The sequence below is a fragment of the Streptomyces sp. NPDC001406 genome (genome assembly GCF_042895285.1).
Taxonomy (GTDB): domain Bacteria; phylum Actinomycetota; class Actinomycetes; order Streptomycetales; family Streptomycetaceae; genus Streptomyces.
Map to the genome: position 1 here is coordinate 19,629 of NZ_JBIAWG010000010.1, position 13,413 is coordinate 33,041.

Sequence of the window (13,413 nt, forward strand, 5' to 3'; positions counted from 1 at the left end):
TTGTCCGCAGAGACAGAATTTTCGAATAGGCATTCGATAATCTGGGGTCGGAACACAGGCAACGCAGCGGTACGACGGCACGACAGCAGCGGTCCGAGCGGAGCTAGGGGGGTGCCAGCCCATGGCACGGCGCATCGACGTGACGGGAGCCGGCGGCGTACGCCTCGCGGCCTGGGAGTTCGCCGACCCGCCCAAGTCGGACCCGGACCAGGCGCATCCCGGCGTGCTGTTACTGCACGGCCTGATGGGTCGCGCCTCGCACTGGGCCTCCACCGCCCGCTGGCTCTCGGAGCGGCATCGCGCCGTCGCCCTCGACCAGCGCGGCCACGGCCAGAGCGACAAGCCCCCGCAGGCCGCGTACACCCGTGAGGCCTATGTCGAGGACGCCGAGGCCGCCCTCGAACAGCTCGGCCTCGCCCCGGCCGTCCTCATCGGCCACGCCATGGGCGCGCTGACCGCCTGGCAACTCGCCGCCAAACGCCCCGACCTGGTGCGGGGCCTGATCATCTGCGACATGCGGGCCTCCGCGCTCGGCGCGGCCTCGCAGCGCGAATGGGCCGACTGGTTCAAGTCCTGGCCCGTCCCCTTCGCCACACTCGCCGACGTACGCAAGTGGTTCGGCGAGGGCGACCCCTGGGTCGAGCGGCCGAACGCCGCGCGCGGGGAGTTCTATGCCGAGGTCATGCACGAGTCCCCCGACGGATGGCGCCCCGTCTTCGAGCCCGAGCAGATGCTCAAGTCCCGGGAGACCTGGGTGTACGACGCGCACTGGGAGGAGCTCGCGCAGGTCCGGTGCCCCGCGCTCGTCGTGCGCGGCCTCGACGGGGAGCTGGGCCGGGCGGAGGCGCAGGAGATGGTGCGGGTGCTGCCGCTCGGCGAGTATGCCGAGGTCGCCGATGCGGGGCACCTTGTTCACTACGACCAGCCGGTGGCCTGGCGGGCGGCCGTCGAGCCGTTCCTGGACGCGATGAGCGTCGACTGAGGGCGCCCAGGAGCTCGGGAGGTTCTGGTTTGTGGCGGGTGCGGGTCGAGTGTGACTTGTCGCGCCCACGGGGCGGAGCCGCAAGTCGATACAGCCCCGCGCCCCTGAGGGGTTGCAGGCGCCGTCAGCCCTTGCTCACCGCCGTCAGAATTTCCGGCAGGTGCGCCGCCGTCCGCGGGGCCGCCAGGCGCAGGCCGATCGCGGTGATCCCGGCCCCGTACGCCGCGCCTACCGGGAGCAGCAGCCACGTCCACGCATCCCCGTCGGCGCTCACGTTCAGCCAGATGGTCAGGGTGATGACGGGGGCGCACAGCAGGGCCGCCGCGACCATGCCGCCGAAGATGGAGATCCAGGCGAGGCTCCCCTGGCCGGGTGCCACGTTCTTGTGGCCCTCCTGCGGGATCGAGTAGGGAAAGCGGGCCGAGGTCCACGCGCCGGTCGCCAGCATCGCCCCGAGCAGCGCGAAGGACAGCCCGAGCACCTCGGGCAGCCGCGCCCAGTCGCCGAGCATCGCCGTCGTCAGGACGGTCACCAGCGTCGCGTACGGCAGGGTGATCACCAGCAGGGCAAGCGCCCGGCCGCGCAGCTCGACGTACGCGTCCCGGGGTGACGCGATGGCCATCGCCACCATCCAGAAGGCGGAGGTGTCCTGGCCGAACTGGTTGTACATCTGGATGCCGAGCATCCCGGCGGCGAAGCACGCGAAGTAGATCGAGCCGGTGCCCTGCAGCGCGTTGAACACGGGCACGATCAGGCCGATGGCGAGCGAGGTCACCCAGGCGGCCTTGGTCTTGGGGTCGCGCCAGATGTAGCGCAGGCTGCGCTCCATGACCGTACCGGTGCGGCCGGCAGGGAGCGGTCGCCCCAGGCCGCCGGCCGGGCGTTCCCGGGCGCCGGGGTCGGCGGCCTGGAGGGTGGAGCCGTCGGGGGAGGTCATCAGCCGGGTCAGACCGCGCGCCCACACCGCCACCAGGAGGCCCAGCGCGGCCGCGCAGAGCAGCAGTTGGGCGGCCGCCGTCCCGTACGACCCCTCGCTCACCGAGTGCACCGCGCCCACCGCCGACGCGGGCGGCAGCCAGCGAAGCACGTCGGCCACCGGGGCCAGCTGTCCGAGCCCGGCGGAACCGAGGCGCTGGGCGCCGAAGTTGACCAGCTGCGCCCCGATCGCGATGACCAGGCCGCTGAGTACGGCCAGATCGCGGCCCTTGCGGCTGGTCAGCAGCCGTACGTTGGCGGTGGCGACGGTGCGCGCGAGCGCCACGCAGACCAGCAGCGCCAAGGCGACGCCGGCGACGGCCGTGACGTAGGCCGCCGTCCCGTGCGCCACCGAGAGCACACAGCCCGCCAGCAGGAGCAGGGTGAACAGCGGCCCGATGCCGACCAGCGAGGCCGCCAGCAGGGCCCGTACCAGCGGGCGCGGCCGCAGCGGCAGCATCACCAGGCGGGTCGGGTCCAGGGTCTCGTCCCCGCCCGGGAAGAACAGCGGCATCACCGCCCAGCCCAGCGCGAGCACCGACGTCCCCAGCAGGGCGACGGCGTCGGCGTGCGCGTGTCCGCGCAGGGCGAGCAGGCCGAGCAGTTGCAGGGCCGCGAACAGCAGCGCGACGACGGCCGACGCGACGAACGCGGCCCGCCGCCCGCCCGACTGCCGCAGCCCGTTGCGCAGCAGGGACAGCTTCAGCCGTACGACGGTGGAGGTCACGGCGCTCATCGGGCCCCGCCGCCCAGCCAGTCGAGGTCGGAGGCGGCGTCGCGCCCCCGGGCGCCCACGAGCTCCAGGAACGCCCCCTGAAGGGTCGGGTGTGCACCGCGCACCTCGGCCAGCGGGCCGGTCGCGCGGATGCTTCCCGCCGCCAGCACCGCGACCCAGTCGCACAGCGACTCGACGAGCTCCATGACGTGGGAGGAGAAGACGACGGTGGCGCCGGAGGCCGTGTACCGCTCCAGGACGCCCCGGATGGTCTGCGCGGACACCGGGTCGACCCCCTCGAACGGCTCGTCGAGAAAGAGGACCTCGGGGTTGTGGAGGAGAGCGGCCGCGAGCCCGATCTTCTTGCGCATGCCGGTCGAGTAGTCGACGACGAGCTTGTGCTGGGCCCCGGCCAGATCGAGGACGTCGAGGAGCTGCGTGGCCCGCTTGTCGACCTCGCCGCCCGGCAGCCCGCGCAACCGCCCGGAGTATCCGAGCAGTTCCCGGCCCGACAGCCGCTCGAAGAGCCGCAGTCCCTCGGGCAGGACGCCGATCCGCGCCTTGACCGCCACCGGGTCCCGCCACACGTCGTGGCCCACGACCTCGACGGACCCCTGATCGGGCCTGAGCAGCCCGGTCACCATGGAGAGGGTGGTGGTCTTCCCGGCTCCGTTGGGTCCCACGAGTCCGATGAACTTCCCCGCGGGCAGCTCCAGATCGATCCCGGCGACCGCGACCTGCTGCCCGAACCGCTTCCAGAGCCCGCGCACACGTACGGCTGCCGCTGCTGACACCACTGCTGCGTCCGTCATGCTGAAACCCTACGGGGGAGCAGTCGGCCCGAAAGGGCGCAGGGGCTGTACGAGGCTCGGGGGACTGTGCGGACGGCGAACCGCTACCGATCCCGCCCGCACGCGTAGGCGAGCGTCGAGATCAACTCCTCCGCGTCCGGCAGCCACCGGTTCGCGGACGTGGGCCGGCGGGCCCACTGCACGGCGCCGCCCGACCCGAACCGCGTGGGCGGCGCGGCCACATACGCCCCCTCGCCGAGCGCCACCAGGTCGAGCGAGCCCGGGGACCAGCCGAGCCTGCGCACCGAGTCCGGCACCTTCGAGGACACGCCCGGCAGTACGAAGAAGTGCATCCGCCGGTCCGGGGTGCGCGTCACCGGCCCCAGCGTCAGCTGCATCCGCTCCATCCGGGCCAGCGCGAGGAACCCGGCGGTCTCCGGGACGGACAGCGCGTCGAAGGTCCGGCCGGTCGGCAGCAGGATCGACGCCGCCGGCTGCTTCTGCCACATCCGGCGGGCGACGGTCGCGCTGCCGGTCGCCTGGGTCTGCCAGTCCGCGCGCTCGGGATGCGCCCCCGGTGCCGCGCACGCCACGTGGTCGCAGGAGCAGCGCTGCACCCCGTCGACGGCTTCCAGCCAGGTGCCCGGGAACACGTCCCAGTGGCGTTCCTCGGCGTAGCGTACGGCGGTCTCCAGCAGCGATTCCCCGCGCTGCTTCGGAATCTGGGCGGCTTCGGTGCCTGCGATGGTCTCGTCCACGTTCCACTCAACTCCCGCGCTCACCTGGAGTTACGGGCGTAGCGCGCGCGGGGGAGGAGCATCGATTCGGCGGCCGGGGCGCATGGGTGCATGAGCGGGGGCGCGCGGGAGGAACCGTGGCGTGGGCTGGGTAGCCACGTGTGGGGGTCGGCAGCAGCCTTTACCCCGGCAATCCTCGCATGTCCCGCATTTTCGGTATGTCCGCGGGGCATCGATCTTCACGGCCGGATCTTTCCGCTTCAGGGGTTCGCAGGGGGTTATGCCATGGCCGCGAGGCCTCTCGTCGCGCGACAGCCGAACGAACGGCTGCAGGCGCTCATCCAGGAGGCGGGGTGCTCGAACGCCGGGCTCGCCCGCCGGGTCAACATGTGCGGTGCCGAGCACGGTCTCGATCTGCGCTACGACAAGACGTCCGTGGCCCGCTGGCTGCGCGGACAGCAGCCGCGGGGCCGGGCGCCCGCGATCATCGCCGAGGCGCTCGGCCGCAAGCTGGGCCGTACGGTCACGATCGACGAGATCGGCATGGCCAACGGCAAGAACCTCGCCTCGGGCGTGGGTCTCCAGTTCTCGCCGACGGTACTGGGGGCCATCGAGCAGGTCTGCGAGCTGTGGCGCAGTGACGTGGGCCGGCGGGACTTCCTGTCGGGCTCCTCCGTCGCCGCGTCCGCGCTCGTCGAGCCGAGCCGCGACTGGCTGATCTCGGCGCCGGACTCGCAGGTGGCGCGCCAGGCGGGACCGCGCGTGGGGCACTCCGACGTGGCGGCCGTCCGCGCGATGACGCAGGCGCTGACCGAACTCGACCACCAGTACGGCAGCGGGCATGTGCGCCCGGTCGTCGTGCACTACCTCAACAGCGTCGTCTCCGGGCTGCTCGCCGGCTCCTACCGGGAGGCGGTCGGCCGCGACCTGTTCGCCGCGGTGGCCCGGCTGACCGAGCTGGCCGGGTACATGGCCGTCGACACCGGCCAGCCAGGACTCGCCCAGCGCTACTACATCCAGTCCCTGCGCCTGGCGCAGGCAGCGGGCGACCGCGGGTACGGCGGCTATGTGCTGGCCGCCTCCATGAGCCACCTCGCAGCCCAGCTCGGAAACCCGCGGGAGATCGCACAGCTCGCGCGGGCGGCGCAGGAGGGGGCGCGGGGGCGCGTGACCCCGCGCGCGGAGGCGATGTTCTTCGCGGCCGAGGCCCGCGGTCATGCCCTGCTGGGCGATGCGCGGGCCGCCCAGGTGGCGTCCGGGCGGGCGATCACCGCCATGGACTCGGCCGACGCCGACTCCGGGGACGACCCGGCCTGGATCGCGCACTTCGACGAGGCCTACCTGGCCGACGAACTGGCGCACTGCCACCGCGACCTCGGGCAGGCCGAGGCGGCGGCGCGGTGCGCGGAGCAGTCGCTGGCCGGGCATCCCGAGAAGCGGGCGCGCAGGCGGGCGATCGGTTATGTGTTGCTCGCCACGGCGCAGGTGCAGCAGCGCGAGATCGAACAGGCGTGCAGTACGGGCATGAAGGCGGTCGAACTCCTGGAGACGCTCCGCTCCAACCGGGGCGCGGAGTATCTGGAGGACTTCCAGCAGCGGCTGGAGCCGTACCGCGACGAGCCCGTGGTGCGGGAGTTCGGAGCGCGGCTGGACGTGCAGCAGGCCGCGTGAACAAGCGCCCTGTGGCTGCGTGAACGTGCGGGAAACGACCCGTTTATACGCAGGGGACACACAGGAGGTGCCATGAACAGCGCACCACGGGGCACTTTTGTTACTGCTGTCACAGGGAGCAAGATCGCGCATTGAGCTGCGTGGCACCCGGCTCGGGGGACCCGGTAGCGTGACCCGACGATTCCGAAAGTCCCCCATTCGTAGGAGTCCCGGTGACGCAGAGTGGACAGGGCGAGCCCGCGCGCGAAGGCATCGTGCTGCCCTCCGACGGCGGCGATCCCGTGCTGCCGGGAATGGCGGCCGGACCCGCCCCGCGTCCGGCAGCCCCGGCCGGCCGGCCCCCGGCCGCGGCCCCGACCGGCGGCCAGGCCTGGGGTCAGCCCTGGGGCCCCGACCCGCAGCAGGCCCCCCAGCCCGGCGAGGGCTGGCCCCCCGCGGCGGCCCAGGAGTGGGGCACCCCGGAGCGGCCCGCCCCGTGGAACCCGCAGGGCGCCCCGGCCACGCCCGGCGCCGGTCCGCTGCCCCCGGAGAGCGCGCACACGACGTACGGCGGCGGCCAGGACGCGGGCTACGGCTCGCCGCAGCCCTACGGCTCCGAGCAGCACCAGCAGCCGTACGCGCAGAACGGCCAGGCCGCGCAGCCCCTGCCGCCGGCCGTGCCCGACCCGTACGCCGGGCAGGGCGCCTACCTGCCGGCCGCCGCTCCCGTGGACGAGGGGGCCACCCAGTACATACCGCCGGTCCCGGCGGCCGGTCCCGCTCCCGTGGACGAGGGAGCGACCCAGTACATACCCCCGGTGGCAGCGGGTGCGATGCCGCCCGAGGCCACCTCCGAGGAGACGCGGTTCCTGGGGCGCGCGACACAGCCCGCCGCCCACTCCGATGCCCAGGCCACGCAGTACATCGCGCCGGTGACCGATCCGTACGGCGGCGGGGACCGGCAGCCGCCGTCCGACTTCGACAACCTCTTCCGCAGCGGGCCCGGGGGCGGCGCCCCGGCCGGAGCCACGCAGCAGCTGCCGCGCGTCCAGGACGCCCCGGGCGGCTACCCCGGGCAGCCCTCGTACGCCTCGCCGGGACTCGGTGGCGGGCGGCGCGGGGACTACGCGGACCATGACGACGACGGCGGCCGCGGCGGCCGTAGCGGCTCGAAGGTGCCGCTCATCGCGGCCATCGGTGTCGGCCTCGCCGTCCTCGGCGTCGGCGCGGGCGCGATGCTCAGCGGCGGTGGCGGCGGCGACCAGAGCAACGCCAACAAGAACGTGGCCGCCTCGGCCCCCGTGACCGGCGAGTCCTCCCCAGCGGCCGCCGACCCGGCCCAGCAGCAGGCCGTCGCGCTGGACAAGCTGCTCGCCGACAGCGGCAGCAGCCGGGCGTCGGTGATCAGGGCCGTGGCCAATGTGAAGGCCTGCAACAACCTGGACACGGCCGCCTCGGACCTGCGGGACGCGGCCAAGCAGCGCAACGAGCTGGTCACCCGGCTGTCGAAGCTGTCCGTCGACAAGCTGCCGAACAACGCCGCGCTGACCGCCGCCCTCAACAAGGCCTGGCAGGCGTCCGCGGCGGCCGACAACCACTACGCGGCCTGGGCCGACCAGATCTCCGGCAGGCACGGCTGCAAGCACGGCCAGGCCCGCAGCACCGGCCAGACCCAGGCGGGCAACCGCGAGAGCGGCACCGCCAGCAGCCAGAAGGTCACGGCGGCGCAGCTGTGGAACGCGATCGCCAGGAAGTACGGCCTCACCCAGCGCCAGCCGACCCAGCTCTGAGCGTGCAGGGTCCCGGGGCCGTACGGCCCCGGGACCCCCGTCGGCAGGCCCTGGCCGTGCCCTAGCCGAGGTCCGCGTTCTCCAGCGTCGTCGTCACGTCGACGACCCCGCCGTTCTTGGCCGACACCAGCCGGCCCTCCCGTACGACCTGGAGGGTCACATGGGCGTTGACCAGGCGGGCGAAGCCGACGCCGGCGAGCTTGCCCGTGTAGCGCTGCCACTGGAGCGTCGGGGTGAGGCCGCCCGTGGTGACCTTGAGGCCGTCGTCGAGGGTCCGGCGCACGGTGTCCGCGCTCACCTCACCGGTGCCGATCCGCTCCAGGACGGCCTTCAGGACGGTGTACGCGATCCACGTGGTCTGCACTCCGGCGTCCGCGGGGTCGATGCGGTTGTCGCCGAAGGCCTCCTCGTTGATCACCTTCTTCATCCTGTTCCAGCGGGCGTCGGAGGTCACCGGGTACCAGCCGGTGATGTAGGACCCCTCGTACGGGCTGTTCGCCCCGCCCGTCGAGTTGATCACCGTCTGGTCGACGCTGCCGAGGACGGTCGCGGTCTTCACCGACGGGAAGTCCTCGCGGGCACGCCGGAAGGAGTCCATGAAGGTGTCCGTGCGCTCCCCGAGCGCGGGGACCACGCACCCCTTCTTCACCGGGTCCTTGGTCGAGGCCTGCAGGGCCCGCTCCGACGGTATGCCGTACTCGGTGGAGTCCTCGGGCGCGAGCAGGTCGTCCGCCGGCGTGTGCCCGCCCGACTTCAGGCCCGAGTCGAGCAGCGGGGGCAGCTCGTCGCCCGCGATGCTGTCGGGCCGGACCAGCGTCACGGGGCCGCAGTTCGCGGCGAGCGCCTTGCCGAGGCCGGCCAGGAGCGTCGGCTGGCCGCCGTTGACGGGGTAGGACGTGACGCTGGTGAACTCGTCGTTCGTCACGCCGTACCCGCCGATGTACGGGATGCCCGCGCTCTCCAGCGGGGCCAGGTAGGTGTCGCCGAACTGGCTGTAGGAGCCGACGACCGCCACCACGTTCTCGTCGACCGCGCGCTGGGCGCACTTCGCGGCTTCGACGCTGTCGTTGTGGTCGTTGCAGTACAGGACCTTGAGCTTGCGGCCGTTGATGCCGCCGTGGGCGTTGATCCAGCGGGCGTACGCCGCGGCCATGGCGGGCATGCCCGGCTTGTTGGTGGCGTTGGTGTTCTCGGGTGCCCAGGTCATGACCTTGATCGGGTCGTCCCCGGAGCTCCCCGTGGCACCGGGGATGACCCCGCATCCGGCGGTCAGCGCGGCACACGCCGCCAGAGCGCCCGCGGAGAGTGCGGTGGCTCTTTTGACGGGGCGGGTGAAGATGGGGAAGAAGGTGCTGCGCGAGTATCGCCTGCCGGTCATGGACACGCACGATTCCGTCACATCGCTAACCCGGGAGTGACCCTTGGTCAACGAAGGGTGACATCCAGGTGAATTACGGGGGCCGATGGGACGCCTGGGACGAAGAACGTACGATCGGTGACCGTGCAAGGTTCGGAGAACTCTTCCCGTCGCGGCCGTCGCTCATCCACCATGGGCGGCATGCCACTCAACGACATGCCGTGGTGGCGCTGGCGCAGCAATGTGCGCTCCGCGCTGCACATGCTCTCCGATCCGGTCTTCCAGCGCGAGGTCTGGCTGGCCGGCGTGGACGGATACGGCGACGTGACCGACGCCGTGTACCGGCTGGTGGAGGACACCTGGCTGGACAGCTGGTCCGCCGAGAAGTACGTCGGCACGATCTTCCGGGACTCGCAGGAGGCGGCGCTCGTCGACACCGCCGTGCTGCGGGTGCTGCGGATCATGCACCAGGTCGGGCCCGACGCGCCGGTCCAGGCCTACGTCGAGCACCACGCGTGGCCGGAGGCGGTGCGGGCGGCACGGGACGCGCACGTCCGGATGTCGGCGAGCGACGGGGAGGACCCGGACGCGCCGCCGCGGAGCCTTGAGGTACTGCGGATAATGACGCGGTCCGCGTAGCGGACTGCGATCCGCGGGGCGGGGCCGGTATGGGACCCTGTGCTGCATGAGTGAGCAGTCCGGCCGAGCCGCGGCCACCGCCGACCAGTACGTCCTCACCCTCTCCTGCCCGGACAAGCAGGGCATCGTGCACGCCGTGTCGAGCTATCTGTTCATGACCGGCTGCAACATCGAGGACAGCCAGCAGTTCGGCGACCACGACACGGGACTGTTCTTCATGCGTGTCCACTTCTCGGCGGAGCCGCCGGTGACGGTGGACAAGCTGCGGGCGAGCTTCGCGGCGATCGGTGACTCCTTCCAGATGGACTGGCAGATCAACCGGGCCGACGAGAAGATGCGCATCGTCCTGATGGTCAGCAAGTTCGGCCACTGCCTGAACGACCTGCTGTTCCGCGCCCGTATCGGCGCGCTTCCGGTGGAGATCGCGGCCGTGGTCTCCAACCACACGGACTTTGCCGAGCTGGTGGGGTCTTACAACATTCCCTTCCATCACATTCCGGTCACCAAGGACACCAAGGCGCAGGCCGAGGCACAGCTGCTGGAGCTCGTCCGCGAGCGGAACGTCGAGCTGGTCGTCCTCGCCCGCTATATGCAGGTCCTCTCGGACGACCTGTGCAAGCAGCTCAGCGGCCGGATCATCAACATCCACCACTCCTTCCTGCCGAGCTTCAAGGGCGCCAAGCCGTACCACCAGGCGCATGCGCGGGGCGTGAAGCTGATCGGCGCCACGGCGCACTACGTCACCGCCGACCTCGACGAGGGCCCGATCATCGAGCAGGAGGTCGAGCGCGTCGGCCACGACGTCACTCCGGACCAGCTGGTCGCCATCGGCCGCGACGTGGAGTGCCAGGCGCTGGCGCGGGCCGTCAAGTGGCATGCGGAGCGACGGATTCTGCTGAACGGGCGCCGGACGGTGGTGTTCGCCTAGGAGCTCGGGGGTCTGCTTCGCGGGCGGCCGCGGGTCGTCTGTGGCCGTTCGCGCCCACGCGGCGGAGCCGCATATCGACGGAGCCCCGCGCCCCTTTGAAGCGGCCGCATGTCGAGCAGCGACCGCCCCCTACATCCGGCTCAACGAAGCCGCCGCGAACAGGACGTCCCTGATCGCATCCCGGTCGCCGACCTGACCCGCCGCCGCTTCCGCCGGAGGCACATGGCCCGCGGCCAGGCGGCAGAACTCGGCGCCGTCCAGGGCGACATGGGCCACCTCGTGATCGGCGGAGCCCACCGCTCCCGGGGCGTCGAGCGGGATCAGCCACTCGCCGCCGCCGCAGCCCTCGATCTCCAGGCGCAGGCTGCGGCCGGGCGCGCCCGCGGTGACCAGATGGCGGGCCGCGCCGGGCGAGGCCAGGCCCGCGCGGCGCCTGGCCGCGAGCACGGCCGGCAGCATACGGGCCGCCAGGTCGACCATCTGGTTCAGATGGCGTGGCGAGGGCGTTTCGTACGGGTAGTCCACCGCCTCCGCGATGTCGTCCGCGTGCACCCAGCACTCGAAGGCCCGGTCGAGCATCGCGTCGCGCAGCGGCAGCTCGAAGTCGCCGTACGGGACGGTCAGTTGACCGCCGCCGGTGAAGGACACGGTCCGTACGATGCTGTGGCTCTGCTCCCGCCAAGGCGCCCGCACGGAGCGGGTCGGCGGGAAGCGCGAGGCCGTCCAGAACGCCTCGGTACGCGCGGCCGGGGTCAGCGGGGTCTCTCCCTCCGCCTCGCCCAGCGGGTCCTCAAGGCCCAGCGCGACCGCGACCAGGCCGTCGACCGACATCAGGTGCGCGATCACCCCGGCGACCGTCGTACGGCGGCTCGTCGCCACGTCGCGCTCGAACCACCGCAGCCGCACCGGCGCATGCCACTCGGCGTCGCCGATGTCCTGGAGCAGCGCGTCCAGACGGGCGGTCTCGGCGTCGTACGGTGTCGTCCACTCGGGCACCGGGATGGCCGGTTGCCGGCGCTCCAGGCAGCTTTCCAGGACCCGGGTGCGCAGCGTCGGATCCAGGTCCAGGCTCTCCGGCTGGTGCAGCAGGCCGACCGCGGCGCGCAGCCGCAGCGCCTCGTCCGCGCACGTGCCGCACTCGCCGAGGTGCTCCTCGACCGCCGCCGCCTCCGCGGCCGAGCAGGCGGCCAGCGCCCACGCTCCGAGCAGCGACTTCAGGACGTCGTGCGGCAGCACCAGTGGGGCCGGTGCGATGCCGGAGGGCTCGGGCAGCGGCAGCCCGCTGTCCTCGACGGAGATCCGGGGCATCGGTATGCGGGGCGGCCGGGCGGGGTTCCTGCCGTCGCCGTTCCCGCCGTTGCCGCTGTTGCCGCCGCCGTTCCCGCCGGGGCCGCCCGGCTCCGAAGGCCGTGCGTCGCCGCTTGCGGCGCCCTGACCGTCGTCCTGCGTGCCGTGCCCGTTCTCGTCCTGGGAGTCGTCCTCGAAGTCGTCGTCGAAGGGGCCGTCGTAGCCCTCGTCCTCGTCGTACGCCTCGAAGCGTCCCGCTCCGCTCACAGCGCACCCCCGTATCCCCGCGGCCGGCCGGCGTCGTGGGCGGTGGACAGCAACTGCAGGCCCAGGCGGAGCCGGCGGCGGGCCTCGTCCTCGGTGACGCCGAGGTCGACGGCGGTCTGGCGGTAGTCGCGGCGCTGGAAGTAGGCCAGTTCCAGGGCGGCGCGCAGCGGGGTGGGCATGGAGTGGACGATGTAGTCGGCGCGGGCGGCGACCGAGGCGTGGTGCACCTTGCGCTCCAGTTCCTCCGTGGAGCCGGTGTCGCCGCGGGTGAGCGCGGCGGTCTCGGTGGCGCGCAGCCGCTGTACGGCGAGCCGGTGGGTCAGCGCGGCGACCCAGGAGCGCAGGGGGCCCTGCCTGGGGTCGTAGGTGTCCGGGTGCTCCCAGACATGCGCGAAGACGTCACGGGTGATGCCGTCGGCGGCGCGTTCGTCGCCGAGGACGCGGTGGGCGAGTCCGTGCACGAGCGAGGCGAAGCGGTCGTAGAGCTCGCCGAGGGCGGCCGCCTCGCCGCGGGCGAGCCGCTGCTGCATCTTGCGGTCCCAGCGGGGCGGTGCGTCCTTCTTCGCCATCCGGCCTCCTCCCCAAGTCCGCGTCCAGCGTGTGTCCACCGTCTCCTCGAATGTAGTCGGCACCTTCGGGAGCGCACGCCCCTTTGTGCCAATGTGCGCCCCCTGAGAGGCCGCGGGTGGTAAGGGGTCGCTGTGCTGCTGCCCAATCCTCTTCCGATCGAACAGGATCGATAGTGACCGAAACAAGACCCTTGCCGATCGCCATCGGTTTGTTACCCCGGGTTTCAGGGAACGGCCGCTGGGCAGCCGCGCGGAAAGAAACGTAGGAACTGCTTCCATTTCCGGGCGGTTCCATGAGATCCGGCGAGCGGAGGGCTGGGCCGTGGCATTGAAGGTGACCGGCATCGAGCGGGGCGACTGGGCCGTGCTCCGGGTGTCGGGCGAACTGGACCTGGTGACATCACCGGTGCTGCGGCAGCGGGTGCACGACGTGGTGGCCGAGGGCCATCACGCCCTGGTCCTCGACCTCTCGGAGGTCTTCTTCTGCGACTCCAGCGGCGTCGGCGTACTGATCGCCGCCCGCCGCCTGATCCGCTCCTGCCGCGGCAGACTACGGCTGATACTCCCGGCCCTGGGCACGGCGGACGGCTCCCACGTCAACCGGGTCTTCGCCGCACTGGGCGTCCGCCGCCTGTTCGACGTCTACCCGGACCTGGAATCGGCAACGACGGAAGACACGGAACCACTGTCGGCCTGAGCCCGCAGGATCAAGCCACTGCCACACTG

12 protein-coding genes are annotated in these 13,413 nt (G+C 72.3%); 6 read left to right on the forward strand and 6 right to left on the reverse strand.

Annotated features, from left to right (window positions below):
- The first annotated feature begins 121 nt into the window (after positions 1–121).
- A complete protein-coding gene (locus tag ACFY1J_RS24190) occupies positions 122–982 on the forward strand; it encodes an alpha/beta fold hydrolase (protein WP_390709712.1) in 861 nt (286 codons plus the stop codon).
- Positions 983–1,106: 124 nt separating this feature from the next.
- Here ACFY1J_RS24190 and ACFY1J_RS24195 read toward each other — a convergent pair whose 3' ends face one another.
- From ACFY1J_RS24195 to ACFY1J_RS24205, 3 genes are all read right to left on the reverse strand, one after another.
- Entirely contained in the window at positions 1,107–2,693 is a 1,587-nt protein-coding gene (locus ACFY1J_RS24195) for a transporter (RefSeq protein ID WP_390709713.1), read from the reverse strand.
- Positions 2,690–3,484 (reverse strand): ABC transporter ATP-binding protein, encoded by a 795-nt coding sequence (locus ACFY1J_RS24200; protein WP_390709714.1) that lies wholly within the window; start codon positions 3,482–3,484, stop codon positions 2,690–2,692. The genes ACFY1J_RS24195 and ACFY1J_RS24200 overlap by 4 nt, the downstream gene beginning before the upstream one ends.
- 83 nt (positions 3,485–3,567) lie before the next feature.
- A complete protein-coding gene (locus tag ACFY1J_RS24205; protein ID WP_390709715.1) occupies positions 3,568–4,221 on the reverse strand; it encodes a bifunctional DNA primase/polymerase in 654 nt (217 codons plus the stop codon).
- Between the two features lie 264 nt (positions 4,222–4,485).
- Here ACFY1J_RS24205 and ACFY1J_RS24210 point away from each other — a divergent pair, with 264 nt between their 5' ends.
- Positions 4,486–5,871, forward strand: coding sequence for a transcriptional regulator (locus tag ACFY1J_RS24210; RefSeq protein ID WP_390709716.1), 1,386 nt, complete (start codon positions 4,486–4,488; stop codon positions 5,869–5,871).
- A 212-nt stretch (positions 5,872–6,083) separates the two neighbouring features.
- Complete coding sequence (locus ACFY1J_RS24215; protein ID WP_390731883.1) at positions 6,084–7,640, forward strand: hypothetical protein; 1,557 nt, start codon at positions 6,084–6,086, stop codon at positions 7,638–7,640.
- A 61-nt stretch (positions 7,641–7,701) separates the two neighbouring features.
- On the opposite strand, the gene ACFY1J_RS24220 is transcribed toward ACFY1J_RS24215, so the two are convergent.
- On the reverse strand, positions 7,702–9,018 hold the full coding sequence (locus tag ACFY1J_RS24220; protein WP_390731884.1) for an ABC transporter substrate-binding protein: 1,317 nt from the start codon (positions 9,016–9,018) through the stop codon (positions 7,702–7,704).
- 117 nt (positions 9,019–9,135) lie between these two features.
- Here ACFY1J_RS24220 and ACFY1J_RS24225 point away from each other — a divergent pair, with 117 nt between their 5' ends.
- Both ACFY1J_RS24225 and purU read left to right on the forward strand, forming a co-directional pair.
- Positions 9,136–9,636 carry a hypothetical protein gene (locus tag ACFY1J_RS24225; RefSeq protein ID WP_390709719.1) on the forward strand — a complete coding sequence of 167 codons (501 nt, stop codon included), beginning with the start codon at positions 9,136–9,138 and terminating at the stop codon, positions 9,634–9,636.
- A gap of 46 nt (positions 9,637–9,682) precedes the next feature.
- Positions 9,683–10,564 (forward strand): formyltetrahydrofolate deformylase, encoded by an 882-nt coding sequence (gene purU, locus ACFY1J_RS24230; RefSeq protein ID WP_390709720.1) that lies wholly within the window; start codon positions 9,683–9,685, stop codon positions 10,562–10,564.
- A 129-nt stretch (positions 10,565–10,693) separates the two neighbouring features.
- Here purU and ACFY1J_RS24235 read toward each other — a convergent pair whose 3' ends face one another.
- Both ACFY1J_RS24235 and ACFY1J_RS24240 read right to left on the reverse strand, forming a co-directional pair.
- Entirely contained in the window at positions 10,694–12,118 is a 1,425-nt protein-coding gene (locus tag ACFY1J_RS24235; RefSeq protein ID WP_390731885.1) for a maleylpyruvate isomerase N-terminal domain-containing protein, read from the reverse strand.
- The gene (locus ACFY1J_RS24240) at positions 12,115–12,687 is read right to left on the reverse strand and encodes a sigma-70 family RNA polymerase sigma factor (protein WP_363298311.1); all 573 of its coding nucleotides are present in this window, start codon (positions 12,685–12,687) and stop codon (positions 12,115–12,117) included. The genes ACFY1J_RS24235 and ACFY1J_RS24240 overlap by 4 nt, the downstream gene beginning before the upstream one ends.
- Positions 12,688–13,009: 322 nt before the next feature.
- Here ACFY1J_RS24240 and ACFY1J_RS24245 point away from each other — a divergent pair, with 322 nt between their 5' ends.
- Positions 13,010–13,384 (forward strand): STAS domain-containing protein, encoded by a 375-nt coding sequence (locus tag ACFY1J_RS24245; RefSeq protein ID WP_390709722.1) that lies wholly within the window; start codon positions 13,010–13,012, stop codon positions 13,382–13,384.
- Positions 13,385–13,413 lie beyond the last annotated feature (29 nt).

Excerpts from the sequence above, each read along its gene's own strand:
- ACFY1J_RS24190 (WP_390709712.1), top strand. The coding sequence starts at position 122 with ATGGCACGGCGCATCGACGTGACGGGAGCCGGCGGCGTACGCCTCGCG.
- ACFY1J_RS24195 (WP_390709713.1), bottom strand. The coding sequence starts at position 2,693 with ATGAGCGCCGTGACCTCCACCGTCGTACGGCTGAAGCTGTCCCTGCTG.
- ACFY1J_RS24200 (WP_390709714.1), bottom strand. The coding sequence starts at position 3,484 with ATGACGGACGCAGCAGTGGTGTCAGCAGCGGCAGCCGTACGTGTGCGC.
- ACFY1J_RS24210 (WP_390709716.1), top strand. The coding sequence starts at position 4,486 with ATGGCCGCGAGGCCTCTCGTCGCGCGACAGCCGAACGAACGGCTGCAG.
- ACFY1J_RS24220 (WP_390731884.1), bottom strand. The coding sequence starts at position 9,018 with ATGACCGGCAGGCGATACTCGCGCAGCACCTTCTTCCCCATCTTCACC.
- purU (WP_390709720.1), top strand. The coding sequence starts at position 9,683 with ATGAGTGAGCAGTCCGGCCGAGCCGCGGCCACCGCCGACCAGTACGTC.
- ACFY1J_RS24240 (WP_363298311.1), bottom strand. The coding sequence starts at position 12,687 with ATGGCGAAGAAGGACGCACCGCCCCGCTGGGACCGCAAGATGCAGCAG.